The sequence below is a fragment of the Kribbella capetownensis genome (assembly GCF_004331485.1).
Lineage (GTDB): Bacteria > Actinomycetota > Actinomycetes > Propionibacteriales > Kribbellaceae > Kribbella > Kribbella capetownensis.
This window is the reverse complement of the sequence record NZ_SJKD01000005.1, coordinates 72889-96918: the sequence shown is the minus strand read 5'-3', so window position 1 is coordinate 96918 and position 24030 is coordinate 72889. Positions and strand designations below refer to the sequence as shown.

General features: G+C 67.0%; 28 protein-coding genes. 9 read left to right on the top strand and 19 right to left on the bottom strand.

The window, feature by feature from the left end:
• Positions 1-246: 246 nt before the first annotated feature.
• A complete protein-coding gene (locus tag E0H75_RS22115) occupies positions 247-435 on the bottom strand; it encodes a hypothetical protein (RefSeq protein ID WP_131515551.1) in 189 nt (62 codons plus the stop codon).
• A gap of 354 nt (positions 436-789) precedes the next feature.
• On the opposite strand from E0H75_RS22115, the gene E0H75_RS22110 reads away from it, so the two are divergent.
• Positions 790-2079, top strand: coding sequence for an alpha/beta hydrolase (locus E0H75_RS22110; RefSeq protein WP_238163196.1), 1290 nt, complete (start codon positions 790-792; stop codon positions 2077-2079).
• Positions 2080-2189: 110 nt separating this feature from the next.
• Here the strand turns inward: E0H75_RS22110 and E0H75_RS22105 are convergent, their stop codons facing one another.
• The 7 genes from E0H75_RS22105 to E0H75_RS22075 form a co-directional block, all read right to left on the bottom strand.
• The gene (locus E0H75_RS22105) at positions 2190-2618 is read right to left on the bottom strand and encodes a GNAT family N-acetyltransferase (protein ID WP_131515549.1); all 429 of its coding nucleotides are present in this window, start codon (positions 2616-2618) and stop codon (positions 2190-2192) included.
• Positions 2619-2653: 35 nt separating this feature from the next.
• Positions 2654-3262: a D-Ala-D-Ala dipeptidase VanX gene (gene vanX, locus E0H75_RS22100; RefSeq protein WP_131515548.1), complete on the bottom strand. Its 609-nt coding sequence runs from the start codon at positions 3260-3262 to the stop codon at positions 2654-2656.
• The gene (gene vanA, locus E0H75_RS22095; protein WP_131515547.1) at positions 3259-4296 is read right to left on the bottom strand and encodes a D-alanine--(R)-lactate ligase; all 1038 of its coding nucleotides are present in this window, start codon (positions 4294-4296) and stop codon (positions 3259-3261) included. Before vanA ends, vanX begins: the two co-directional genes overlap by 4 nt.
• Positions 4287-5315: a D-lactate dehydrogenase VanH gene (gene vanH, locus E0H75_RS22090; protein ID WP_131515546.1), complete on the bottom strand. Its 1029-nt coding sequence runs from the start codon at positions 5313-5315 to the stop codon at positions 4287-4289. Before vanH ends, vanA begins: the two co-directional genes overlap by 10 nt.
• Before the next feature lie 65 nt (positions 5316-5380).
• Positions 5381-5929, bottom strand: coding sequence for a VanZ family protein (locus E0H75_RS22085; RefSeq protein ID WP_202873147.1), 549 nt, complete (start codon positions 5927-5929; stop codon positions 5381-5383).
• A 2-nt stretch (positions 5930-5931) separates the two neighbouring features.
• Positions 5932-7086 carry a lipid II:glycine glycyltransferase FemX gene (locus tag E0H75_RS22080; RefSeq protein WP_131515545.1) on the bottom strand — a complete coding sequence of 385 codons (1155 nt, stop codon included), beginning with the start codon at positions 7084-7086 and terminating at the stop codon, positions 5932-5934.
• On the bottom strand, positions 7083-7697 hold the full coding sequence (locus tag E0H75_RS22075) for a M15 family metallopeptidase (RefSeq protein WP_131515544.1): 615 nt from the start codon (positions 7695-7697) through the stop codon (positions 7083-7085). The genes E0H75_RS22080 and E0H75_RS22075 overlap by 4 nt, the downstream gene beginning before the upstream one ends.
• Positions 7698-7785: 88 nt before the next feature.
• On the opposite strand from E0H75_RS22075, the gene E0H75_RS22070 reads away from it, so the two are divergent.
• Entirely contained in the window at positions 7786-8460 is a 675-nt protein-coding gene (locus E0H75_RS22070; protein ID WP_131515543.1) for a response regulator transcription factor, read from the top strand.
• Positions 8453-9541 (top strand): sensor histidine kinase, encoded by a 1089-nt coding sequence (locus E0H75_RS22065; protein ID WP_131515542.1) that lies wholly within the window; start codon positions 8453-8455, stop codon positions 9539-9541. The genes E0H75_RS22070 and E0H75_RS22065 overlap by 8 nt, the downstream gene beginning before the upstream one ends.
• Before the next feature lie 46 nt (positions 9542-9587).
• Here the strand turns inward: E0H75_RS22065 and E0H75_RS22060 are convergent, their stop codons facing one another.
• Together E0H75_RS22060 and E0H75_RS22055 are read right to left on the bottom strand one after the other, a co-directional pair.
• Positions 9588-9995, bottom strand: a complete 408-nt coding sequence (locus E0H75_RS22060; RefSeq protein WP_131515541.1) for an RNHCP domain-containing protein — start codon at positions 9993-9995, stop codon at positions 9588-9590.
• Positions 9996-10094: 99 nt separating this feature from the next.
• Entirely contained in the window at positions 10095-12233 is a 2139-nt protein-coding gene (locus tag E0H75_RS22055) for an AAA family ATPase (protein WP_165553952.1), read from the bottom strand.
• Positions 12234-12413: 180 nt separating this feature from the next.
• Between E0H75_RS22055 and E0H75_RS22050 the strand changes: the two genes are divergently transcribed.
• Positions 12414-13835 (top strand): FAD-dependent oxidoreductase, encoded by a 1422-nt coding sequence (locus E0H75_RS22050; protein ID WP_131515540.1) that lies wholly within the window; start codon positions 12414-12416, stop codon positions 13833-13835.
• A 19-nt stretch (positions 13836-13854) separates the two neighbouring features.
• On the top strand, positions 13855-14682 hold the full coding sequence (locus E0H75_RS22045) for an alpha/beta fold hydrolase (RefSeq protein ID WP_131515539.1): 828 nt from the start codon (positions 13855-13857) through the stop codon (positions 14680-14682).
• A gap of 4 nt (positions 14683-14686) precedes the next feature.
• Here the strand turns inward: E0H75_RS22045 and E0H75_RS22040 are convergent, their stop codons facing one another.
• From E0H75_RS22040 to E0H75_RS22020, 5 genes are all read right to left on the bottom strand, one after another.
• Positions 14687-14893, bottom strand: a complete 207-nt coding sequence (locus E0H75_RS22040; protein ID WP_202873114.1) for an XdhC family protein — start codon at positions 14891-14893, stop codon at positions 14687-14689.
• Positions 14890-15273: an XdhC family protein gene (locus E0H75_RS22035; RefSeq protein ID WP_238163195.1), complete on the bottom strand. Its 384-nt coding sequence runs from the start codon at positions 15271-15273 to the stop codon at positions 14890-14892. The genes E0H75_RS22040 and E0H75_RS22035 overlap by 4 nt, the downstream gene beginning before the upstream one ends.
• Before the next feature lie 6 nt (positions 15274-15279).
• Entirely contained in the window at positions 15280-15756 is a 477-nt protein-coding gene (locus E0H75_RS22030) for a (2Fe-2S)-binding protein (RefSeq protein WP_131515537.1), read from the bottom strand.
• A 7-nt stretch (positions 15757-15763) separates the two neighbouring features.
• A complete protein-coding gene (locus E0H75_RS22025) occupies positions 15764-18106 on the bottom strand; it encodes a molybdopterin cofactor-binding domain-containing protein (protein WP_131515536.1) in 2343 nt (780 codons plus the stop codon).
• A gap of 143 nt (positions 18107-18249) precedes the next feature.
• Entirely contained in the window at positions 18250-19494 is a 1245-nt protein-coding gene (locus E0H75_RS22020) for a PucR family transcriptional regulator (protein WP_165553950.1), read from the bottom strand.
• A 121-nt stretch (positions 19495-19615) separates the two neighbouring features.
• Between E0H75_RS22020 and E0H75_RS22015 the strand changes: the two genes are divergently transcribed.
• From E0H75_RS22015 to E0H75_RS22005, 3 genes are read left to right on the top strand one after another with little or no spacing between them, the layout of a single operon-like run.
• Positions 19616-19942 (top strand): PadR family transcriptional regulator, encoded by a 327-nt coding sequence (locus tag E0H75_RS22015; protein WP_131515534.1) that lies wholly within the window; start codon positions 19616-19618, stop codon positions 19940-19942.
• Positions 19939-20295, top strand: a complete 357-nt coding sequence (locus E0H75_RS22010; RefSeq protein WP_131515533.1) for a DUF1048 domain-containing protein — start codon at positions 19939-19941, stop codon at positions 20293-20295. Before E0H75_RS22015 ends, E0H75_RS22010 begins: the two co-directional genes overlap by 4 nt.
• 1 nt (position 20296) lies before the next feature.
• Positions 20297-20623: a DUF1048 domain-containing protein gene (locus tag E0H75_RS22005; protein WP_131515532.1), complete on the top strand. Its 327-nt coding sequence runs from the start codon at positions 20297-20299 to the stop codon at positions 20621-20623.
• A 26-nt stretch (positions 20624-20649) separates the two neighbouring features.
• Here E0H75_RS22005 and E0H75_RS22000 read toward each other — a convergent pair whose 3' ends face one another.
• A complete protein-coding gene (locus E0H75_RS22000; protein ID WP_131515531.1) occupies positions 20650-21321 on the bottom strand; it encodes a GAF and ANTAR domain-containing protein in 672 nt (223 codons plus the stop codon).
• A 251-nt stretch (positions 21322-21572) separates the two neighbouring features.
• Here E0H75_RS22000 and E0H75_RS21995 point away from each other — a divergent pair, with 251 nt between their 5' ends.
• Positions 21573-22034, top strand: coding sequence for an SRPBCC family protein (locus E0H75_RS21995; RefSeq protein ID WP_131515530.1), 462 nt, complete (start codon positions 21573-21575; stop codon positions 22032-22034).
• A gap of 34 nt (positions 22035-22068) precedes the next feature.
• Here E0H75_RS21995 and E0H75_RS21990 read toward each other — a convergent pair whose 3' ends face one another.
• Genes E0H75_RS21990 through E0H75_RS21980 form a run of 3 tightly spaced genes read right to left on the bottom strand, consistent with a single transcriptional unit; the run spans position 22069 to position 24004 of the window.
• The gene (locus E0H75_RS21990; RefSeq protein ID WP_131515529.1) at positions 22069-23019 is read right to left on the bottom strand and encodes a YihY/virulence factor BrkB family protein; all 951 of its coding nucleotides are present in this window, start codon (positions 23017-23019) and stop codon (positions 22069-22071) included.
• A complete protein-coding gene (locus E0H75_RS21985) occupies positions 23019-23651 on the bottom strand; it encodes a DUF3618 domain-containing protein (RefSeq protein WP_131515528.1) in 633 nt (210 codons plus the stop codon). The genes E0H75_RS21990 and E0H75_RS21985 overlap by 1 nt, the downstream gene beginning before the upstream one ends.
• Positions 23627-24004, bottom strand: a complete 378-nt coding sequence (locus E0H75_RS21980; protein WP_131515527.1) for a phage holin family protein — start codon at positions 24002-24004, stop codon at positions 23627-23629. The genes E0H75_RS21985 and E0H75_RS21980 overlap by 25 nt, the downstream gene beginning before the upstream one ends.
• Positions 24005-24030 lie beyond the last annotated feature (26 nt).

Below are 24030 nucleotides of genomic sequence, written 5' to 3'. Positions count from 1 at the left end.
GGCCTTACGTCCAGGGTCAGGTCTACGTCGACCAGCTCGACCCAGCCGCTCGTGACCACGCCCTGGCCACCTCCGCCGAGGAGCGCGACACCGTCTTCGAGCGCCGCGCCGCAAGCGCCCGGCAACTCATCCAGTAGACGACAAACCCAGCCGGCATTCGTCACCCGGCTCTGCTCCCCTTGATCACCGCAACCACCTCCGCCCGTGTCCACCTCTCAGTAGCAAGCGGGCGACGTAGGAGACGCGTCAGAGTTCGCCGCCCAGGGCGTTGGCGAGGCCGTCTCGGGTGAGGCCGAGGCGGCTCAGCATCGCTGCGTCGGCATCGTTGTCGGGGTCGAACTGAGCTGGCAACTGGTCTGCGACCGATTCGGCAACGTCGGGGCCGTAGGCGCGGCGAATGATCGCAATGGCCTCGGCCTTCGTGATAACCGCCATGGTTCCTACCTTTCAAGGATTGGGCTCGATCGCCCGCCTGTCGTCGGCTGGTGGCAGGTCTGTTCACGTCAGGTGTAGCACGCCCTGTCGAACTGGCGGTCCCTCGTTCGACGCACTGGCAGGCGACGTGATCGACCAACACGAGAGGAAGTTGCCATGCCTTCATTCATCGAGCGCTTCCGCGCGCACAGACGACGGGTGGTGGCCACCGTGCTGGCGGCCGTCGCGGCGGCGGGCGGACTCACACTAGCGACCACGCCGGTGCCCTCGGCCGCACAGGTAGGTGACAGCTCACTATCTTGGGCGCCTTGTCCCGGAGTACCCGAGCCCTCTCTGGGCCTCAAGTGCACCACGGTGACTGTCCCACTGGACTATGCGAAACCCGCCGGCGAGACCATCGAGATCGCGGTCTCGCGACTGCCGAGCACCAACCCCGCCCGCCGCCGTGGCGTGCTGTTCCTCAACATCGGCGGCCAGGGTGACTCGCAGGCGGCGCTGCCGCTCACGCTCGTGTCGCTCGGCCTTCCGGCCAGTGTGCGGGAGAAGTACGACCTCATCGAGTTCGACCCGCGCGGCATCGGGCGCAGTACGCCGCTCACCTGCAACCTCCGGCCCGACCAGGCGGCCACGCTGATCCCGCCGCCATACGCACGGACGGCTGCGGACGTCAACAAGCGTGCCGCTGACGCCCGGCAGATCGCCGAACAGTGCGCGCAGTCCAGTACTGCGCATCTACTGCCCTACATCACCAACACCAACGTCGCGAGGGACATGGACCGGATCCGCCAGGCTCTCGGCGAGCAGCGGATCTCGTACCTCGGGTACTCGCACGGAACCTACCTCGGCACGCTGTACGCCGCGCTGTTCCCGAAGCGCACTGATCGGATGGTCTTCGACAGCGTCAGCGGTCTCGGTGGGCTCGACGCCGTCGGTGCTCGTCGGTGGGGCCTGGGATTCGAGCTGCGGTTCCCGGACTTCGCACGGTGGGCCGCGTCTCAGGACGCGACGTACGGGCTCGGTGCCACCCCGGCGCAGGTGCGGACGCGGTACCTGCAGATTGTCGACAACCTCGACCGGGAACCAGTCGCCGGAATCAGCGGGACCGCTCTGCGCGCCATGACGTACGGGATGCTGTTCAGCGATTCGATCTTCCCGGCCCTGGCGTCGGCCCTGCAGGCACTCGCTGCCGGGCAGGCACCGCAGCTGCCGCCTCCACCCGCGGGCGGAGACTTCTCCGGCATGCTGGCGCTGGTCTGCAACTCCCCCGGTTGGTCTCGGGACATCGACACCTACCCGCGCCACGTGGCTGTCGACCGGGTCCGCTACCCCCTGTTCGGCCCGGCGGCGGCCAGCGTCTGGCCGTGTGCGTTCTGGCCCGCCAAGGCTGAGCCGCGCGTAGACATCAGCAGAGCAGGATCGTCGACAATCCTGCTGGTGAACAATCTGCGCGATCCAGCCACGCCGTACGTCGGTGCCGTCGAGCTGCACCGGACGCTCGGTGCGCGATCCCGCCTGATCACCGTCGACCAAGGCGGCCACCTGTCCTACCTCTTCGGCAACAACTCCTGTGCCAAGAACCTCGAGACCACCTTCCTGGTTGACGGCAAGCGCCCACCACGAGACACGTTCTGCCCCAGAACCTGACACCACCCCGACGAGGATCGGGCGGTCGCTACCGGTCAACCCCGCGCAGCGGTGCGGAACAACCAACCGCACCGCTGCGCGGTCCTCAGGAACTGCAGCGCTCGGCCCTGTCAGTGAGCTGTCCCACTGAGGTCGCGCAGGAAGCGGGAGGACGTTCCTGTTTGGTCGAGGTAGCCGCGGTGTCGGTAGAAGGTGTGTGCGTCTTGGCGGCGGTCCGCGCTGGTGACCTCCATGCGTGCGCATCCACGACTCGCAGCGAACGATTCCGCCGCCGCTACCAACTGACCGCCAATGCCCTGGCCGCGTGCGTGGTCGGAGACGACCAGAGCGACGATCCGGCCCGAGGAGCCGGCGAGCTGGAAGAACGGACAGATGTGGACCGCGACCAGGCCGAGAAGGTTGCCGTCGGCATCGGCCACATAGGCAGCGCTCGAGGAGTCGTCACCCCAGGTCTGGATTCGGGCTGCTGTTGTCGCGGTGCCGGCTTGGGCATACCCGAGCTGCTCAAGCAGTTCGTTGACGGCCACCGCATCGGTCATGTGTGCCGGTCGTATCTGCACGCTCGCCGCGCCGATCACGCGATGAGGAAGTCGAAGTAGGTGTCCGGATACGGTTCGTCCTGCAGTGTGTAATGCCACCACTCGCAGTCGTAGGAACTGAACCCGCTGGACTCCATGACAGAGCGAAGGCACAGACGGTTCGCGGCTTCGATCGGCGTGATTCCCTCCGCTCCATGACGTGAGACCGAATCCATCAGGTCATGGTCACCGCCCATCGAGGCGAGTTCACCAGTGGTCAAGTGAAAGAGCGTCAAGTCAACCGTGCTGCCCCGAGTGTGGCCTGACCTGGCGGCGACATATCCCCTGTCGAACATCTCGGCTCTGTCGATCTTCGGATAGTGCCGTAGCTTCGTCCGCCCATCCTCGGGCTGCTTCGACCAGCGCAGAAAACTGTCCACAGCACGTTGAGGCCGATAGCCGTCCCAGAGAAGCAAACCGAAGCCGAGGGAAGCGGCCGACTCCTGTGCTCGTTCGAGGGCCGCGCACAAGGCCGTCGTACCGACAATTCGGTTGGCCAGATAGCCGTCGACCGGCTTGCCGGTGAAGTTGTCCCAGGTGGCGTACTTGGCGTCCCACCGTACGCCGGGGACCAACTCGTCCACGAAGACAAGATCAGCGTTCACCGGATCTTCCCCGTCACCGCCAGCGACACCATTCCGTCGATCACCTCGGCCAGTGGCATCCCGGCGGCGGCCATCATCCTCGGATAACGGCTGTACGACGTCATGCCGGGGAACGTGTTGACCTCGTTGAGGACCACCTCCCCGTCGTCGGTGAGGAACATGTCCACCCGGGCGAGTCCCCTGCAGCGCAAGGCGCGATAGATGGCCTTCGCTGTCTCCTGAACGAGCGAACGCGCTTCTGCCGAGATGTCAGCCGGAACGATCGGCGTCGAGTTGTCAGAACCGGTCTCGGGCGAACTCTCCTGATGGATTCGGAAGAAGCCATGAGACAGCGCGATCCGATCGACCTCGCCGACCACCAGATCCAGATCGTTCCCCAGGACGGCACACCCGACCTCGCTGCCGACGACAGCCGCTTCGATCAACACCTTCGAGTCGTACTGCCGCGCGAACTCCAAGGCCCCCGGCAGCTCTTCCTTCCGGGACACTTTGCTGACACCGAACGACGATCCCGAACGGGCCGGCTTCACAAAGACGGGATAGGACAACTGGTCGGCTTCGATGTTCTCGTCCGCCGAGACGATCCAGAACTTCGGCGTAGCGATCCCCGCACTGCCGGCGACGATATAGGCCAGCGACTTGTCCATGCACAGGGCCGAACCTTGGATGTCGCAGCCCGCGTAGGGGATGCCGGAGAGCTCCAGCAAGCCCTGAATCGCGCCGTCCTCGCCGAACTTGCCGTGGAGAACGGGCAACACCACGTCCAGGCTGATCGTCTCGTAGCGTCCCTGCTCCAGGACCAGCAGCCCGTGGACATCTCGGTCCGGAGACAGAACGACCGGACGGCAGTCACCGGTCTCCCAGCCGACGTCCGGGCCGTCGCAGAGCAGCCAAGCACCGCTCGCCGTGATCCCGATGTAGTACGGTTCGTACTTTTCCAGATCGAGATGTTGCGCGATCTCCTGCGCGGACTTGACGGAGATGGGGTGTTCTTCGGAACAGCCGCCGAACAGAATGCCGATCTTCATATCCATTGCTGCTTTCTGTGTTCGAATGCCAGGCAGTTGGTCAGAGAATTCTCGATGGTGTCCCTCAGGGCACGGTCGGTGTAGTAGGCGGTGTGCGGACTGATCAGCACAGTTGGCAACTCGTGCAGCCGCAACAGCAACTTGCTGTCGATGGGCTGATTCCTGCAGTCGGCGTAGAAGATTCCTTCCTCTCCTTCGAGGACGTCCAGTGCCGCAGCACCGAGGCTTCCGTTTTCCACGGCTTGAACCAGCGCCTCGGTGTCGATCAGGGCACCGCGCCCGGTGTTGACGATCAACGCGCCGTGCTTCAGCTGCTTGATGCGCTGACGATTCAAGAGATGGTGTGTCTCCGCGGTGAGCGGCGTATGGAGCGTGACGATGTCGCTCTGCTCGAGCAGTTCATCGAGCCGTACGAAATTCGCACCAGCCTTGGGGCGCTTGTCATAGGCCAAGACCCTGCAGCCGAAGCCTCGCACCCTGTCCATGACCGCGGTGCCGATGCGGCCTGTGCCGATGACCCCGACAGTCAGGTCGCGGAGTTCCTTCCCGCGCACCTCATTCAGCCTGTAGTCATGGACATCCGCACGGCGCAGGATGGATTTCGCGTCCCGCACCGCCATCAACATGAGCATCAACGTGTAGTCGGCCACGCCGTCGGGCGAATAGTCGACGTTCTCGACCAGGATCCCGACGCTCTCGGCGTACTTCACATCGATGTGGTTGTATCCGACGCTTCTCGTGGAGACGTACTCCACGCCGGTCCGGCTGAGCGCCAGAAGGGTGGCGTTGGTGATCGGAGTCTTGTGACCGACACTGATGCAGCGATTTCCGGCGGCCAGTTCGACGTTCGCTTCAGATACCGCTGCTGCTGTGATGGTCGGCATGACGCCAAAACGAGGTGCCAATTGTCGAAAGAGGACCGCCTCGTCCTGCTCGCATCCAAAGATCGTGATTCCCGTGACCGGGGTGGTCGAGGTGGAAGACGCCAGCCATCGACGGAGCGCCGCTGGTTCGCTGTAGGTCATGCCACCTAGTCAAAGGGGCCCGGTGTTGTCCGCCTGTATGTGGATTTTGATATGCCGACGAAATGCTAACGACGGGTAACCTGCGGCCGAGTCAGCACAGGCATGCGCCACCAGCGGTACGACGCCAACGCGGCCAGCCCCGCGCCGGCGGTGTTGAGCAGTACGTCGTCCACAGAGGACACCCGATCCAGCCGCAGGACGTACCGCGCGACCTCGACCAGGACCGAGCAGCCCGCCGCGAGCGCCAGGATCCGCGGGAGCGACGCCATCGCAGCGAACCGCAGTGGGACGAAGAACCCCAGCGCCGCGAACACCAGTAGATTGCCGACAATCTGCGGCGTCGACATCGTGAGTAGGTCCCGCAGCGGTACGAGGCTCACTCGACCAGGAACCTCACCGGCCCGGCTGCCCGGCAACAGGATCATCCACACCCACGGCACCGTCCCGTAGACGATGCCGACCTCCGCGAGCGAGGTACGCCATGGCCGCGGAGCGCCAGCGGCGGTCCGCCAGCGTGCAAGCGCGCACACCACCAGCACGGCTGCCGGCAGCACGATGACGGTCAGGAACGCCACGCCGGTGAACGTCTCGAACCAGCGGTGCCACCCGTTCATGATCACGCGACCCCCACCTTCCGCCTCCTCATGGACTCGCGTCGGCGCATGTACACGTCGAAGGCTCGGTAGACCATCGGCCGCAGCGGCAGATCCCACTCCCCGACGTACCGCACGGCCTGTCCGCCGGTGCCGACCTTGAACTGGATCAGCCCGACGTGCGGGTCGGCGGCGTCAAGAGTAGGGGTGATGCCGCGCAGATTGTAGACATCGCAGCCTGCCTCCAGCGAGTCGCGGATCATCGCCCACTGGCAGGCGTTCGATCCGCGCACCTCACGCTTCTCGGTGGAGGAGGCGCCATACGAGTACCAAGCCTGGGCGCCCACGCGGACCATGATGGTGGCGGCAACCAGGTCGCCCTGGTGGCGGGCCAGGTAGAGCCTGAGCCGTTCGGGGTCCTCGCCATTCATCGCCGCGACCATTGTCTCGAAGTAGCGCAGCGGCCGGGGCGTGAAGTGGTCGCGCTCGGCCGTGTGGACGTACAGGTCGTGAAACGCCTTCAGACCCTCGTCGACCGTGACGTCGCCGACCGTGACCTCGACACCCTCCTTGGCCGCCCTCTTGATGTTGCGGCGCCACAACTGGTTCATGCCCTTGAGCAGATCCTCCTCAGTCCTGCCCACCAGCGGAAGCACAAAGTTGTACTGCGGATGCCCAGCGCCGAACCCGTCCTCCGGACTCTGCGGCAGCCAGCCGGCGTCGCGCAGCTGGCTCGTCACCCGGGCACCGACCGGGTCGACCTGCTGGCTGGGTAGGTCGGTGAGCCGCTCGATGCCCGGGTCAGCAATGCCCTCCTTGACCCGGGCAGCACACCAAGTGTCCGTGCGCACCGGCGGACCAAGCCGGATCGCGAACGCGCCGCCTGCCTTGAGGTACGCGGCCAGCGGATCGAGCCACGCGTCGAGCTCGCCGGTCCAGTCGATCACCGGTCCCTCGGGCAGATACGCCAGCGTGTAGCGCTCGAGCCGCGGCACGGGCCGGTGAAGTACCAGTCCTGCTCCGACCAGCCGCCGGCCGTCGTACCAGCCAAGAGACTCGCTGCGCCACTCGGTCTTGACGCTCCCCCACGCCGGCGTCTGCAGGAAACTGACCGCCCGCTGTGCCTGCACGAACGCCAAATGCTCGGCGGAGCTGATCGGCTGGACAGTCAGGGTCACCGCTGCATCCGCGGGTCGTGCGTGGGGTCGGCGTACCTGGGTGGACACCCGTGATCGACGGCTTCAGGGCGCAGTTCGTAATGCCAGGGCTCGTTGTCGTAGATCTGGCACAGCCCGTACGCGGCGCCGTGCTTGGACAGCCATGCCGTCGCGTCTGAGCGCCCGATGTCGATCGCCTGCCCCAACACGTGTGGCGACGTGTCGGGAGTCGCAACCCATCGCGCGGCCTCTTCCCGCGAGCCGTACTTCGAGACCGCCTCAGTCAGCAGTTGCTCCTGGTACGCCGGGGAGCGCCAGCCACTGTTGACGAAGAACTCGACCCCGTCGTGCGCGGCATCCGTCGCGGCTCTGCGCAGCGCACCGAGCAGTTCCGGGTCGAGGTTGGCCACACCGGGAATCTCGTCGTCGAAAACCTTCACGCCGGCAGGGACGAAGCCATCGGCCAGTGCACCGTGCCGAGCGTCGCTGGGCGAAGCGACCGGGAATGATGACGTCGCCAACGACTGATGGATGAAGACGCCGACAAGCGCCACATTGGCGACGACGAATGCCGCACGGACGGTCAGTTTGGTACGGCGGCCTGCTGCCTGTGCCGGTTCGGTGGCTGACATGCGTTTCAGTCAAGGCAGCGTGCTGTTGCCGGCGCGTATCCGGTTTTGGATACGCCGACGATATGGTCCAGCTCGTAACATCAAGAGTGTGCGCGTGCTGATCGTCGAGGACGAACCCGAGATGGCGGACGCCGTCCGCGACGGCCTGCGCCTGGAAGCGATCGCGGCCGATATCGCCGGTGACGGTGACACGGCGCTCGAACTGCTGAGCATCAACAGCTACGACATCGCCGTACTCGACCGCGATATCCCCGGCCCGTCCGGCGACGAGATCGCCAAGCGGATCGTTGCCTCCGGCAGCGGTATGCCGATTCTCATGCTCACTGCCGCGGACCGGCTCGACGACAAGGCGTCCGGGTTCGAACTCGGCGCCGACGACTACCTCACCAAGCCCTTCGCGCTCCAGGAACTCGTGCTGCGGCTCAGAGCCCTCTACCGCAGGCGCGCCCACAACAGACCACCCGTGCGGGAGATCGCCGGCCTCCGCGTCGATCCGTTCCGCCGCGAGGTCTACCGTAACGGCCGGTACGTCGCGCTCACGCGGAAGCAGTTCGCCGTACTGGAAGTCCTCGTCACCGCCGAGGGCGGCATCGTCAGCGCCGAAGCACTCCTGGCGCAGGCGTGGGACGAGAACGCGGATCCGTTCACCAACGCCGTACGCATCACTGTCTCCGCACTGCGCAAACGCCTGGGCGAGCCGTGGATCATCGCGACCGTGCCAGGCGTCGGCTACCGCATCGACACGGGAGGCGAGGGTGGATAGGGAGCCTGGTTGGAGCGTTCGCCTCAAACTCACGCTCAGCTATGCGGGGCTCGTGATGCTTGTCGGTGTCTCGCTGCTCGCGGTCGTGTGGGTGTTCCTGCTGCGTTACGTACCGGTTCGGCTCTCGCCCTCGCCGTTCTCTTTGCCCGACCGCTCCGCCCTGATGGCGGCCTTCCTCCCCAAGGCCATCATGATGCTGATGTTCCTGCTGGTCGTCGGTCTGGTCGGAGGCTGGATCCTGGCCGGCAGCATGCTCGCGCCGCTGACTCGCATCACCAACGCCGCCCGGCAGGCGACGAACGGATCGCTCTCGCACCGGATCATGCTGGAAGGCCGCGAGGATGAGTTCCGCGAACTCGCCGACGCCTTCGACACCATGCTCGCCCGGCTCGAAGCACACGACGCCGAACAGCGGAGATTCGCGGCGAACGCCTCCCACGAACTGCGTACGCCATTGGCGATCACGCAGACCCTTCTCGAGGTGGCCCGCAACGATCTGAACGGCGACAACCGCGTCCTGGTCGACCGCCTGCACGCCGTCAACACCCGGGCGATCGACCTCACCGAAGCACTGCTCGTGCTCAGCCGCGCCGACCAGCGATCCTTCACCCGGGAACACGTCGACCTGTCCCTGCTGGCCGAAGAAGCCACCGAGACGCTCCTCGCACTCGCCGAGAAACAAGGCCTCACCATCGAGACCTCCGGCACCATCACCCCCACGATCGGCTCCCACGCGCTGCTGTTGCAGCTGACAACGAACCTCGTGCACAACGCGATCGTGCACAACCTGCCCGACCACGGCACCGTGTGGGTCACGACGAGCACCCGCCCCAGGACCGTACTGCTCACCGTCGAGAACACCGGCGAGAAGCTCACGCCACAACTGGTCTCCACGCTCGCTGAGCCGTTCCAGCGCGGCACTCAGCGCATCCGCACCGACCACGCGGGCGTCGGCCTCGGCTTGGCCATCGTCAGAAGCATCACCCAAGCCCACGACGGAACCCTCACCCTCACTCCTCGCCCCAACGGCGGCCTCCGGGTAACAGTCGAACTACCGGCCGCGCCGCACACCACCGTCTGACGGTCGGGGGAAGCGCCCGGCGCTTCCCCCGACCGAGAGGCGTCCCTCAGGCCTTCGCCTTGCGCGCCCTCGGCTTGCGTGGGGCGGGATGCGAACCGTTGCCGTTGCCCTCGGTTTCGGGCTCGGCCGCGAACGGGATGAACGGCATGGTCAGCGGCAGGGCCGCCAGCCGCATCAGCAGCAGGACGTTGTCGTCACCGGCGGTCTTGTTGAGCCGGAGGCGGCCGCAGTTGGTGCATCGGTGGATGAGGACCCACCGGCCCTCGCCGCGGACCGTGACCGCGATCGGTTCCATCCCGCCGCTGCAGTCGGCCTTGCGATCACCCGGCACGTTGCGGTCCAGATGACGCGACCACAGACAACTCGGGCAATGATTTCGATGGGTGGTTCCAGGGGCGTCGAGGGAAACCTCTACGCCGCAATGCTCACAGCTGAACGAACGTGCGAATGCCAAACCAAAGACCTTTCAGAGCGAAGCTGCTGGGCAGGACAGACATACGCTTCCCTCCTTCCGGTCCGCGCCGGCTGATCCGGCGCACGTCCCCTCAGCAGATCAGCCCCCATCCCCCACCGTCAATCGATTAACAGTCGGAGGCGGGCCGTGCACTTCTCGGGTCCACAGCCAGTCGATGATCTGATCGACGCCCCGGGCGAGCTGACGGCGGTAGGTGGTGAACGGCAGGCCGAGCACCTCCGCGGCGCGTTCCTGGGTCGCGGCGGGTCGTAGGAAGGTTCGGTCGACAGCCCGGAATGGTCGCTCGTCACGCGGGTCGGCACGGAGTGACTCGGCGGCCTCCAGGAGGAGGGCGCAAAGCGTGTCGGCGGATGCGTCACCGTGGTCGCGGACCAGCCGGGAGCGCAGGAGTGGACTGCCGGCCAGCCGGTCGGGCCGGTGCAGCGACCGCAGGGCGGCACGCACCGCCTGGGCGAATTCGGGCTGGGAGAGCACCAGTTCGGGGTCGGCGCCCGTCGGCGGTCCGGCAGGAGCGCCGATCTCCCGATCGGACATCAGCTCCAGCCAGCCCAAAGGCCCCAGCCGCCGGAAGTCATGGGCATACACGGCGTAGTGATGGTTGCCGATGTCGTACTCCGCCTCATGCACCCGGTGGTAGTCGATGTAGCCGAAGAAGGGCTCCCAGAAGGCTGCGTCCTCGAAACACGCGATGAAGTCCCAGGACAGTCCCGGAGTGGTCAGCACATGCTGGATGTGCCGCGCGGTGATCACGTTGTTCGACGCCGACGGCCTCTGATAGACCTCGCGATCCATGAAGAACCTGGCCGCGTACACGGTCTCCCCCGGCCGCGGCGGGCCGTGTCGCTGTGCGTAGTCCCAGATCGCCGCGGCCCCGGGGTCGGCGGCGAGGTCGGACTCACCGACCTGCTCCAGCGTGATCTCCCCGGCGTAGCCGATCGGATCGCCGGCGCCGGCCCGGAAGGCGACAAAGTTCGCCGCCGGATGCTCCATCCAGTGCGCCACGAACTCGGCCTGCTCAGCCCCCTGATGTCGCCTGGTCATCGCAAGGATCGGAGCGCGGTCCTCGTCGCGAAGCTCGTCGGGGAAAGCCTGGCCGAACGACTCCCAGTCCCAAAAGCTTCTCATCGCCGGGTTGTTGCGGTGGAGGAAGATGATGTCGGCGGTCCAGCGGTGCTGTTCCAGTCCCCCGGTACGGCGTGCCTGCTCCACCAGGTGCCGACGTACTCGCCGGTGCAGGTCGGCGTACGAGGCTCGGTCCCGCCAGCGCAGGTCCGCGTCGAGCACGTCCCGCGCCACGTCGTGCGGGAACACGCCGTACGGGTCCTCTTCGATGAACGACAGCCCCCGCAGCCAGCCGAACAGCTCGTGGGCGTCGTCGCCGCCGAGCACGGTGCGGAGCAGATCTTCGGTGGTGAAGCGGGCATGCGCGCAGGCCTCCAACGCTTCCCGGTGCCGTGGGCTGGGAACCCACTCGACGAAGTGTTCGAGCAGCACCCGAACCACGTCCGGCGTTTCCTGCAGGGACAGGCCCGGTGCGAGCGCACCTCGGTGCTGCTCGACGACATCGACCAGCAGGGACAGTGCGAGCGGATGTCCGTGAGTCATCTCGAGCACGCGTCCGTGCAGGTCCTCGGGCACGCCGGCGGCGTGCAGGTAGGCGCGCGCGTCGTCGGGTTGCAGGTTGCGCAGGGCAACCACTCGCAACAGCTCGCTCCAGCCGTGATCGCTCGCCCACTGCGGCGAGGGCGGCGTCCGCCCCGCGGCCACGACCAGCGCGTCCGCGGGCAGCGCCGGGAGAAACTCCTCGCGCAGCCAGTTGTCGAGCGGCAGCAACTGCTCGTAGGTGTCGATGAAGAGAATCGGGCGAGGGTGCGCAGCGAGGCTCTCCAGGGGTGCTGCTTGGTCCCGTACGCCGAGGGCGGCGTAGAACCCGGGCGGTGACGGCTCGATCGTCCGGGCGTCCAGGCGCACTGCCGTCGCACCAGCCTCCTCGGCGGCCTCGGCCAGAGCGCCGAGCAAGGTGGTCTTCCCGATCCCTCCCGGCCCGTGCACGAACAGCACAGTGAAGCCGGACTCCACCGACGTCACCGCCGTACGGAACAACTCGAGCTCACCGGTCCGCCCGACGAACCGCCGGCGCCGCGCCTGCCGAAGCCGATCCGCCACCGTGATCGCACCGGTCCCCGCGATTGGCGTGGACTTGTCACGGCTCGTCATGCGCCACCCCCTTCGGCACTCCGAGCATCCTCAGTCCAACCTGCTCCTCGCCCGGTTGGCGGTCAAGACGAACGGACATCTCGTACGGCGTTCGGACAGTCATTGGACAGTGATTGGTCTGGCAGGTGAGCAGGTCGGTGCCGCACGCTGCCGGCACTGAGACAGCTCCGGAGGTGTGAGATGGCGGAAATCGTCGTACTGGGTGCCGGCCTGAACGGCCTGGTCACAGCGATGCTCCTGGCCCGCGACGGCCACAGCGTGCAGGTCCTGGAACGGGACGAGGCCGCGCCCGGCGATGCCGACACCGTCTGGGACCAGTGGGAACGGCCGGGAGTCAACCAGTTCCGCCAGTTGCACTTCATGTTGCCCCGCTGGCGGGCGCTGATGCAGCGCGAGCTGCCGGCGGTCCTCGAGCAGGTGATCGCCTTCGGCGGCGCGCGTCTGAACGTGTTCGGTGAGCTGCCGCCCGACCTGACCGGCGGCAGGCGCGACGGCGACGAGCGGTTCGACACGGTGACGGCCCGGCGTCCGGTCCTCGAGGCCGCAGCCGCTGAGGTCGCACAGCGAACCCACGGTGTTTCGATCCGCCGCGGCGTCACGGTCCGCGGATTGGTCACCGGTCGCCGCTTGGTCGCAGCGGCGCCACACGTGACCGGAGTCGTGATCGACAGCGGCGCCGTACTCCGTGCCGATCTCGTCGTCGACGCGACCGGGCGACGGTCGCCGATCGGCGCCATGGTCGAGTCCGCCGGCGGCCGCCGCCCCCACGAGGAGCGCGAGGATTCAGGCTTCGTGTACTACGCCCGCCACTTCCGTTCACCGGACGGATCCCGGCCCGCGGCCCTGGGCACCTTGCTGCAGCACTTCGACAGCCTGTCGGTCCTGACCCTTCCCGGCGACAACGGCACCTGGGGCGTCGGATTCACCACGTCCGCCCGGGACAAGCACCTGCGCGGGCTGCGCGACACGGCCTCGTGGCAGGCGGCGCTGAAGCTGTATCCGACCGCAGCCCACTGGGGAGAGGCCGAACCGATCACCGACGTCCAGGTGATCGCCGGGATCGAAGACCGGTACCACCGCTTCGTCGTCGATGGCGAGCCGGTGGTCACCGGGCTCGTTGCGGTCGGCGACGCATGGGCGTGCACGAACCCCTCGCTCGGCCGCGGCGCGTCGATCGGCTTGCTGCACGCCTGCGCTCTGCGCGATCTGCTCCGCGACGTCAGCCCAGACCAGCCGGAGAAGCTGGTACGGCGGTTCGACGAGATCACCGAGAGCACGGTCGCCTCGCTGTACCGGATGACGCTGGCCTTCGACCGGCACCGGCTGAACGAGCTCGCCGCCGATGTGGCCGGCGAGACGTACCAAACGTCGGACCCGAGCTGGGCGATGACTAAAGCGTTGTATGCGGCTGCCCAGCAGGATCCCGACGTACTGCGTGCGTACGCGTCAGTCATGTCGATGCTGAGCACTCCCCAGGAGGCACTGGCAGCGCCCGGCATGGTCGGCAAGGTCCTCACGCTCGGCGCCAACGCTCCGCAGTACCCGAGCCCTGGCCCCGGCCGCGCCGAACTCCTCTCCACGATCACGACCGCGTCCAGCTGAATCCGGCAAGGAGTTCGCCATGCGCAGGGACATCAACGGAACGGTCCTCGAGGTCGAGGACCTTGGCGACGGCGAGCCCGTCCTCCTGCTGCACGGCTGGCCCGACAGCCATGAGGTCTGGCGCCACCAGATCACCGCGCTCGGCGAGGCCGGCTACCGAACCATTGCCCCCGACCTTCGCGGATTCGGCCGGTCCGCCAAACCTGGCACCGTCGCGAGCTACGGAATGATCCAGATGGTCAGCGACCTGATCGGTCTCCTCGACGTCCTGGGCGCGCCACGGGCCAATGTCGTGGGCCACGACTGGGGCGGTGCGATTGGCGCCGTACTCGCCGCCCTGTCGCCCGAACGGGTCGCCAGCCTGACCTGCCTGTCAGTCGGACACCCGGCGGCGTTCGCGGCCGCGGGCTGGGAACAACGCGAGAAATCCTGGTACATGCTGCTGTTCCAGTTCCCCGGCGTCGCCGAACGCTGGCTCGCCGACAATGACTTCGCGAACCTGCGCGCCTGGAGCCGGCACCCCGACATCGACTCCGTCATCATGCACCTCCGCGACCCCGCGGCCCTGACGGCAAGCCTCGGGGTGTACCGGGCGATCCTGCCGCCGGAGTCACTGATCCGGCCTCCGACGGAGCTCCCGCCCATTCAGGCCCCGACGATGGGAATCTGGAGCACCGAAGACCTCGCCATCACCGAACAGGCCCTGACCGGCACCGCCGCTTTCGTCACCGCCCCATGGCGGTACGAGCGAATCAACGACGTCGGCCACTGGCCACAACTCGACGCCCCCGACCAGGTGAACACCCTGCTACTCAACTTCCTGTCCACCCTCCCCACCTACGCCTGATCCCTCAGGCCACGCCTGCGGGCTCGCGGTGGATTCGGCCCTTGATGGTTGAGAGGGGCTGGGCGGTGGCTGGGGAGCGGGTGGCGATGATTTCTGCTGCGATGGAGATTGCGGTCTCCTCGGGGGTTCGCGCGCCTAGGTCCAAGCCGGTGGGTGACGACAGGCGGGACAATCGATCCTCGTGGGTACGGCGTGTCCAGGCCCGAGTCACCGAGACTGCCGGTGACTCCGTCCGGCCAGACCTGAGTCGACCGCGTCGGCAACCGCGTCGAACCCGGCCACGTCGACCGGCTCCACCAGGACTTCGATCACTCCCCCGCACGTCAGCCCCACGGCGATGACGTCATCATCGGAGACGCCGTACCGCCGTACGACCGGCAGGCCCGTCTTGATGACCTCACGAGCCACCTCGTACACGTCGGCTTCAACGCAACCCCCGGACACGCTGCCCACCACGACGTTGTCGCCGGAGACTGCCATCGCCGCACCCGGTTGGCGAGGCGCCGAGCGGAACGTGTCGATGACCGTGGCTACGGCGAACCGCCCGCCATCGGTGCACCACGGCTGGATGTGCGGGAGAACGTCACGCACGCTGCCTCACATGTCCTGGGCGCCGGCCTTGATGGCCTCGCGGATCCGGGAGTAGGTGCCACACCGGCAGATGTTGCGCAACTCGTCCAGGTCCGCGTCGGTGATCTCGTGGCCCTCCGCGTGGGCCTGCTTGACCTTGGCAACGGCCGCCATGATCTGGCCGGGCTGGCAGTAGCCGCACTGCGAGACGTCGTTGTCGAGCCAGGCCTGCTGCATCGGGTGCAGATCCTTGCCGACGGTCGCCGGCAGGCCTTCGATCGTCGTGATCTCGTCGTCCGGCTCGATGTCCTTCACCTGCACCGAGCACGGATTGAAGGCTTTGCCGTTGATGTGAGACGTGCACGACCTGCAGACCTCCAGCGCGCACCCGTACTTCGGGCCGGTCACGCCCAGCAGGTCGCGGAGCACCCACAGCAGACGGACGTTGCCCTCGGCCTCGACGCTGATCTGCTTGCCGTTGAGTGTGAAAGTGTGGGTTGCCATGAATTCCTCAGAACGTGTGGTCGAGACCGTCGGTCGGTGACTGCGGGGTGGACGGCTCCAGCGGCAGCGGTTCGAACCCCAGCGTGCCGTGGTTGATCGGGAAGTACGTCGGCATCGTCCCGGTGGCGCGGGCGTACGCACACGCGACCGCGGCGAAGGCCGGGGCGACCGCCAGCTCACCGGCGCCACTGGGACTGTCGCTGGTGTTGGGCATGATGACCACCTGGACGTCCTGCGGCGTGTTCCACTGCCGGGTGTAGAAGTAGTCGTCCCAACTGCCTTCGAGCGGCATGCCGTTCTTGATGTGCAGGCTCGAGGTCAGCGCGAGCGCGATCGCGTCCTGCAGGCCACCGATCATCTGAGCTTCCAGCCCGCGCGGGTTGATGCAGAACCCGGGATCGACCACGATCACGGCCTTGGTCACGCGCGGACCGCTCACGCCGTCCCTGATGGGGCGGTTCACGGTCTCCGGCCGGCAGTCGATCTCGACGAGCGTCGCCACCGCACCCCGGTACTCCGCGTGCACCGCGACACCCTGCGCCGTACCCTTCGGCATCGCCTTGCCCCATCGGCCGACCTCGGCCGCCTTGTTCAGCACCGCCAGCAGTCTCTTGTCCTTGAGGAAGTTGCGGCGGAACCGCATCGGGTCCTGGCCGAACTTCGCGGCGAGCCGGTCGACCACGAGCTCCTCGGCACACACGACGTTCGGCGAGTAGATGTTGCGCATGCTGCCGGTGTTGAACTTCAGCGGGACCTCGTTCAGCAGCTGCGTTGTGACACCGAAGTTGTACGGCGAGGACTGGCTGAGCGCGAAGATCGTCTCGGCGAACGAGAGATTGCCGCCGACCGGCAGGTCCGCGGCGAACGCGGTGATCATCTCGCCGAGACCGTGACCGAAGTCCGTCTCCACACTGGTGTGCCGCTGCTCGTAGCTGAGCACGTTGCCGGCCAGATAGTTGACCCGGACCCTCGACGTACACATCGGGTGGACGCGGCCCTGGCGGAAGTTGTCCGTGCGCGACCACGACAGCTTCACCGGCTTGCCCATCTTCTGGGAGATCTCCGCCGCCTCGGCCGCCACATCATGGAACAGGTGCCGGCCGAACGAGCCGCCGCCCTGGATCACGTGCACCTTCACCGCGTCGATCGGCAGCCCGAGCTGTTTGGCGATGTCCTCCTGCGCGACGATCGGCACCTTGAGACTGGCCCAGATCTCGGCCCTGTCCGGGGTGACGTCGGCGATCGCACAGTCCGGTTCCAGCGGGCTGTTGCTGGCGAACGCGAAGACGAACTCGGCGTCGATCGTGTTCGACAGCAGCGGCGGCACGGCCATCGGCAACTGGGCCGCACGCAATTTCGCCAGCACGGTGGCATCGGACTCGCCGTCCACCGTGCCGGGACCCCAGGTCGCCTCGACCATCTGGATGGCGTCGATGCACTGGCCGAACGTCTCGCCCCGGATCGCCACGCCGTGGGTGATCGGGACGACGTCGGTGATACCGGGCATCGCGCGGATCGCGGCGAGATTGTTGACCGACTTCACCGTGCCGTTGATCGTCGGCGGCCGGGCCACCATGGTCGGCTTCGCGTTCGGGACCTCCATATCCATCCCGAACTGCTTGCGGCCGGTGACGATGTCGTGAGCGTCGACGCGGTTGTGCGGGCGCCCGAGGACCCTGAACTCGGACTGGGGTTTGAGCTCGGCGGACACCTTGATCGTCCGGGAACTGGCGGCCGCCCGGGTCAACGACCCGTACGTCGCCGTCCGCCCACTCGGTCCGCTCACCACGCCGCCGCGAGTCGTCAGTTTGCCGGCCGACACGCCCCAGTGCGCGGCGGCCGTGTCCACCAGGCGCTGCCGAGTGATCGCGGCGGCCGTGCGGACCGGGAGGTACATGCTGCGCATCGAGTTCGAGCCGCCGGTCAGCTGATTCATCAGCAACTCCGGCCGTGCGTCGGCGAGCCCGATGGTGACCATGTCCATCGGCAGGTCCAGCTCCTCGGCGACGATCATCGCGATCGCCGTGGTCATGCCCTGGCCGACCTCTGCCCGGGGTACGGCGAAGTACGCGGTGCCGTCCGTCTTCAGCTCGACCGAGATCAGGCCGGAGGTGGGCGCGGCCGCGAGGTTCTGCAGATCGCCGAGGTCGAAGATCTCCTCCGGCTGAGGCAGTGAGGGAACCGCCGCATCCGCCGGCCGGGGATCGGCCGAGCCGGCGATCCAGCTCACACCGACCGCAAGCGTGGGCGCGGCGAGAACGTACCCGAGCACGCGACGGCGCCCGAGTAGGCCGCGCTCGCCGGCCGGCTGTTGTGTTGACTCGTCCGGCGACCGACGGTGTTCGGCCATGAAGATTCCTCCGTGTTTCGACCAGTGCAGGGAACGCAGTCTGACAGCGCTGAAGGCGCCGTGGCATGGCCAGAACGCCTACGTTTGGCCCGGCCTGACTGTGCACAACGCACAGCCGCGGCATTCAGCGGGGTTCAGCGGCTTCAACCGCTCTGCGGCGGAAACAGCCTGACGGCGCGGATCGCGAGGCCGAGATCCAGGTGGGAGGCGGCGTCGGTGAGGTCGCGACCGGTGATCTGATGGATCCGGTGGAGCCGGTTGATCACCGTGTTCCGGTGGCAGTACGCCAACTCGGCCGTACGCCGGACGGAACCGCCCGCGGCCACCCACCGCTCGAGGGTGTCGAGCAGTAGTTCACGTTCGGCTGCCGGTACCTCCATGAGCGGCACCAGCCACGTCTGGACGAGTTGCTCGGCCAGCTCCGGGGCGCTGAGCAACAATGCCTCGGGAAGCCGTTCGGTGAGCGACGCGACCCCGGTCTCGCCACTCGGCAGCGTTCGCCGGGCCAGCGTCGCCTGACGGTACGCCACGTCCACAGAGGCAAGCCCTGAGACGACGCCTGACATACCCGCGGGCGCGCGCACGGCGTCGCGCAGCGACCGGAGTACGGCGTCATGAGGTTCCGCGCCCAAGGCAAGCAAACCGACGACCGTGTGCGTTCGCACCTGCCACGCCGAGCCGACGTGGACGCCGGCCAAGCGCCGTCTGAGCGACGCGACCGTGCACTCGTCGTCAACCAGGTTGTCGATCGCCACTACGGCGTACGGGCCGTTCACCGGTACGTCGAGAACAGTCGCCGCCTCCTGAACGAACGCCCGGTCCTTCGCGCGGCCGTGCAGCAAGCCTTCCCAGAGCGTCGATCTGCGTCGTTCGTCGGCGCGGACGAGTTGGCGTTCCGCGGCGTGATAGGCGGCCGCGACCTGCGACGACGTACTGTCGACGACCTCCCAGACCTTGCTCGCGATATCCAGCAGAGCATCGGAATCGACCACGCCCTGAGCCCGGGCCTCGTCGATCAACGCCTCCCACACCAGCCGTCCACCGAGGCGGAACGAGCGCAGCACGTCGTCCAGCGGCATCCGCTGCTCGGCCCGGCGCCGTCCCGTCTCCCGCGCGGCGTCGAAGTACTCGTCAGCTGTGGACTCGCCGGGCCGGCGGTCGGTGCCGGCGATCATCTGCACGACCCGGGCGACGTTGTCATGACATGACCGCCACAGGTCATCCGGCGGAACCGAGTCCATCTCGCGATAGGCAGGGTTCTGCTCGTAGATGGTCTGCACGAGCGCGTCAGTCACCGGCCGCAGGTGTAGCAGCAAGCTCTCGGCCAGCGCTTCCGCGGTCCGCGGCACGACCGTGCGCCCGAATTCCCGCCGTACCACCTCACTCATAGTCGGCACAGCATCGCACACCGTCGCCAGGGCGCACAGTCCTGACGGCACTCCTCGGGCTACTCGGTGATACCGTATAGTGGTACTCGGTGCTACGCAGTACTGAGAAGAGGAAACCGCGATGGACGACCTGACCGAGATGCTGAAGGGCACGCTCGAGGGCTGCGTGCTCGAGATCATCGGCCGGGAGGAGACCTACGGGTACGCCATCACGCGCCGGCTGAACGAACTCGGCTTCGCCGACGTCATCGAGGGGACCGTCTACACCATCTTGCTGCGACTGGAGAAGAACGGGCTCGTCCGGGTGACGAAACGACCATCCGAGTTGGGGCCGCCGCGCAAGTTCTACGCACTCGACGACGCGGGGCGCGAAGAACTCGGGAGATTCTGGGCGAAATGGGAATACCTGTCGTCCCGGATCGACAAACTCAAGGAGGGCGGGAGATGAAGTTCTGGGAGACCATGACCGGCAGCGATCTCACCAGGGAATACAAGGCGTTCGAAGTCCGGGCCGCGGCCTTGCCGGCCGACTACCGGGCGGAGTGGGAACAGATCAAAGCCCACCTCTTTCCCTATGGGAGTTTCACCGGTCGCAATCTGATGCCGATCCTCGACGGCGCCCTGGGGCTGCTCGAGGAAACGGCGGCGGATGGGCAGAGCATTCACGACGTACTCGGCGACGACGTCCAGGGCTTCTGCGCGGCGCTGGCCGGCGGTGAAGGGGCGCGGAGCTATCGCGACCGATGGCGCGATCAGTTGAACCGGAACGTCGCAAGGAAATTGGGCCAGCTAGGAGGCTGACGTGGGCATCCAAGACATCATCGAGGGCAAGAAGCAGTGGCGAGCGCACCTGGCGCGAGTCAAGGCACTTCCGCCGGACTATCAGATCGTCTACAAGGAGATGCAGAAGTACTTCTTCAAGGTCGGACCGGTCGCGTTGACCGAAGGGAACCTCCTCGCGGAGATCGTCGACTTCTTCGAGGAAGGCGTGGCCGCCGGCAAGGGAGTCCTGGAACTCATCGGCACCGACGTCGCAGCCTTCTGCGACGATCTGATCAAGGACTCACGCACCTACGCGGACATCTACCAGGAGTCCGTCACCGCGAAACGCTCCACGACCGACGACTAGACCAGCAGCCGACTGTCGGTGGTGGGTTATCGGTTGGTGGTTGCGATGAGCCGCTCGGCCACCTCGCGCAACTTCACGTTGCCGTCCTGGGACAGCCGGGTCAGGAACGCGAACGCGCGGTCGTCGCGCAGGTGGTAGCGCTCCATCACGATGCCGACCGCCGTACCGATCCGGCCGCGGGTCCGGACGGCCTCCTGCAGATTGTGGATCTCCCGGGCGTAGTCGATCGCCATCGCGGCCTGATGCCGGAACAGCTCACCGATCGCCCCCAGGTCGCTGAACGCACCGAGCTTGCGCGCGTACAGATTCAGCGCACCACGCGACCGCGGAGCATCGAACAGGCGGATCCCCGCCTGTGCTCGGACACCCGCAGCCACCGCGCTCACCGCGTACCGCGGGAATCGCTCGTCGTGAGCCAGGTCAGGTGCCGCCACGTGAACCTCATCCGCCGCCGCTTCGTAGCACGGTCCTTCACGCAGTTCGTACTGCGCGGCGTCGAGGCCCCACAGCAGTTCGTCGGTCGGCGCGGCCGTCTCCAGCCGTCCGTCGGTGTGCAGGATCGTGATGCTGGCGTAGTCGGTGTCCGGCAGCGATTCGACCGCGGCGGTCGTGATGCGACTCAGCGTGTGGTCGAGGTCGCCAGGGGTCAGCGACTTCGCCAACCGCTGTGCCAGGTCCAGAAGTCCGTCGTCATTCACGGCCTTGCCGGTACCCCGGATGATGGTTCGGATGCGCGCCGTTGGGTGTGTTACCGCGGCGGGCCGGGATACATGGTCGGAAGACTCCGGGGCACTGGGCGAACAGGTGGTTGAGAGCCCGCGGGCTCTTCAGTTGCCGAGGTCGCGCGCGTTGAAGGAACCAGCGCGCGCGACCGCCCCAAAGTATCCCCGAACGACCCGGCATCGAAACGCCGTGCGGCCGGCGACCACTACGGACAAAGGAGACCCAGATGGGACACCACGAGGCGTCGACGACCGTGGACGTCGCCGCGAACATCTTGTTCGACTATGTGTCCGACCTCGACAATCTGCCCGACTACCTCCCCCGGCTGGCCGGGATACACCGGATCGCGCCGAGGCCTGACGAGGCACAGGGCCTCGAAGTACGTCGGCCCAAGGAGCCGGTCCATGAAGAGGTCGAGGTGGCTGCCACCGTGCCGTCGGGCCAGACCGTGCACAGCGAGGCGTGGATCGACATCGTCGAGGAGAACCGCAGTCTCCGCTGGGGTGCCCCAGGCGACGGCGACTACCACGGCGAACTCGACGTCGACTTCGTTGCCGACGGCACGTCCAGGCTGACGGTGCGCCTGGACACCGAGCACGGCACCGTCGACGCCATCAACAGCCAACTGCACGAAGCCCTCGAAAGCATCAAGACCAAGCTCGAACAAGAAACGACTCCAGAAGCCTGACCAGGACTGCACAAGCTGCGCGGCTGAACAGCCTCTACTGCGGGACGGAGTCGGCCTTGACGGCGTTTCGTTCGCCGAGCGGGCGAGGTTCGCCCCTGGTGGTGTCGCGTGCGGTCTGTTGTTCAGCTTCCGCATTGATCTCGGCGCCGAGCAGTACGGCGTACGCGGTCAGCCAGAGCCAGAGCATCAGGACCACGACGGCGGCCAGGCTGCCGTAGGTCTTGGCGTAGTTGCCGAATGTCTCGACATAGATCGAGAAGCCGATCGACGCGATCAGCCAGATGACGGTAGCGACAACAGCCCCCGGAGACACCCAGCGGATGCGCGGCGCGTCCCGGTCCGGACCCAGCCGGTAGGTGACGGCAAGTGCCACCGTGATCAGTACGACGGCGAGTACCAGCCGTGTCACCGCCAGCAGGATCCGGATCGGTGTTGCGACCTCGTCGCCGACCGCCGCGCCGGCCGCGAACAGGACGATCGCGAGCAGGACGAAAACGATCGCGCCCAGCGTCATGCCCAGAGCCAGGAGCTTCCGGCGGACGAACCCGCGCGATTCGTCCTCGTCGTACGCGAGGTTGACCGCGGTCAGGAGGTACCCCGCACCTCCCGACGCGCTCCACAGCGCGGCCACGACGGCGACGGCGACGCCGATCCCCAAACCCTGCCGCGGCGCCGAGGTCAGGGCGTCGAGCTGCTGGAGCAGCAGATCGCGCCCTGACGCCGGCATGGCTGCGGTCAGATCTTTGGCTTGGTCGCGGATCGTGGCCGGATCCGCGACCAGCCCATAGGCGAGCACCGCCGCGACGACGGCCGGGAACAGCGAGAGGAAGCCGAAGAACGCGACGCCGGCCGCCAGCAGGGGAACCTGGTCGGCCTTCGCCTCGGCCCAGGCCCGCCGGACCACCTGCCACCAGCCGGCCGCCGGGATCTCCGTCGGCTTCTCGGCATCCACTCCGGCAACGTGCGGCTGTCGCTCGTCACTCATCAGCTCGAGGAACCGGCTTGCCGGACATTGTCCGCCGAGTCCTTCGCCCCGTCCGCAACCTGCTGAGCCGCCGAGCGGCCCTCGTCCGCCACGTCGGTAGCAGCCTCGGAGGCGGACTGCTTGATGTTCTCGACAGCCTGCTGCGCGGGCTCCTGGAGGTTCTCCTTGACCTCCTGGGCCACCTGTGCTGCCTGCTCCTTCACCGGACCGGCAGCCTCCATCGCCTTGTCCTTGGAGGCCCGAGCCATCTCGCGTTCGCGCGTCGACGCGGGCACTGCGGCAGCTACGACCCACCCTGCCGCGAAGGCGATCAGTCCGGCGGCGAGCGGCGTACCGCGCGTTCGCGCCCGAGCCAGGTCCGGTGCTGAACCGACGGCGTCACCGACTTTGCTGCCTGCGTCCTGGACGGTCGACACGGCCGAACCGGTGGTATCGCTCACGGATCCGCCCACCGACTCCGCCGAGCCCATCACCTGCTCCTTCATCCGGTGGACACCGCCGCGGACCCGGTCGACCCGGCGGCCGACGACGCGACCGGGGCTGACCTTCTCCGTCAAGGCGTCCACATCGCGACCCAGATTGCGCCGGGTCTGCTCGATGTTGCGCTTCAGCTCTTCCGGGTCGTCAGCCATTTCGCGTCCTCCTTGAGTGATTCGACCGTCTGGTCAGGTTTCGGGTTGACCTCTCGGAGCTCCTTGCGGCCCGTCATCGCCAGTACGACGGCCGCGACCGCCCAAAGGACCGCGACGACGAGCGCTGCCCAGATGAGATCCATTGCCTCGTCCAGCGCCCACATCACCGTGAGCGAAACGAAGAGGGCGACCATCCAACCGGCGAAGGCGGCGCCGCCGAGCATGCCCGCGCCCTTGCCAGCCTTCTTCGCCTCCGCCTGGAGCTCCGCCTTGGCCAGCGCCAGCTCCTGGCGCGTCAGTTGGCCCAGATCGGTGGTCAGCTGGGAGACCAGCTCACCGACCGTCTCATCCATCGACAGCCGAGTCGGGCCGCTGTCGG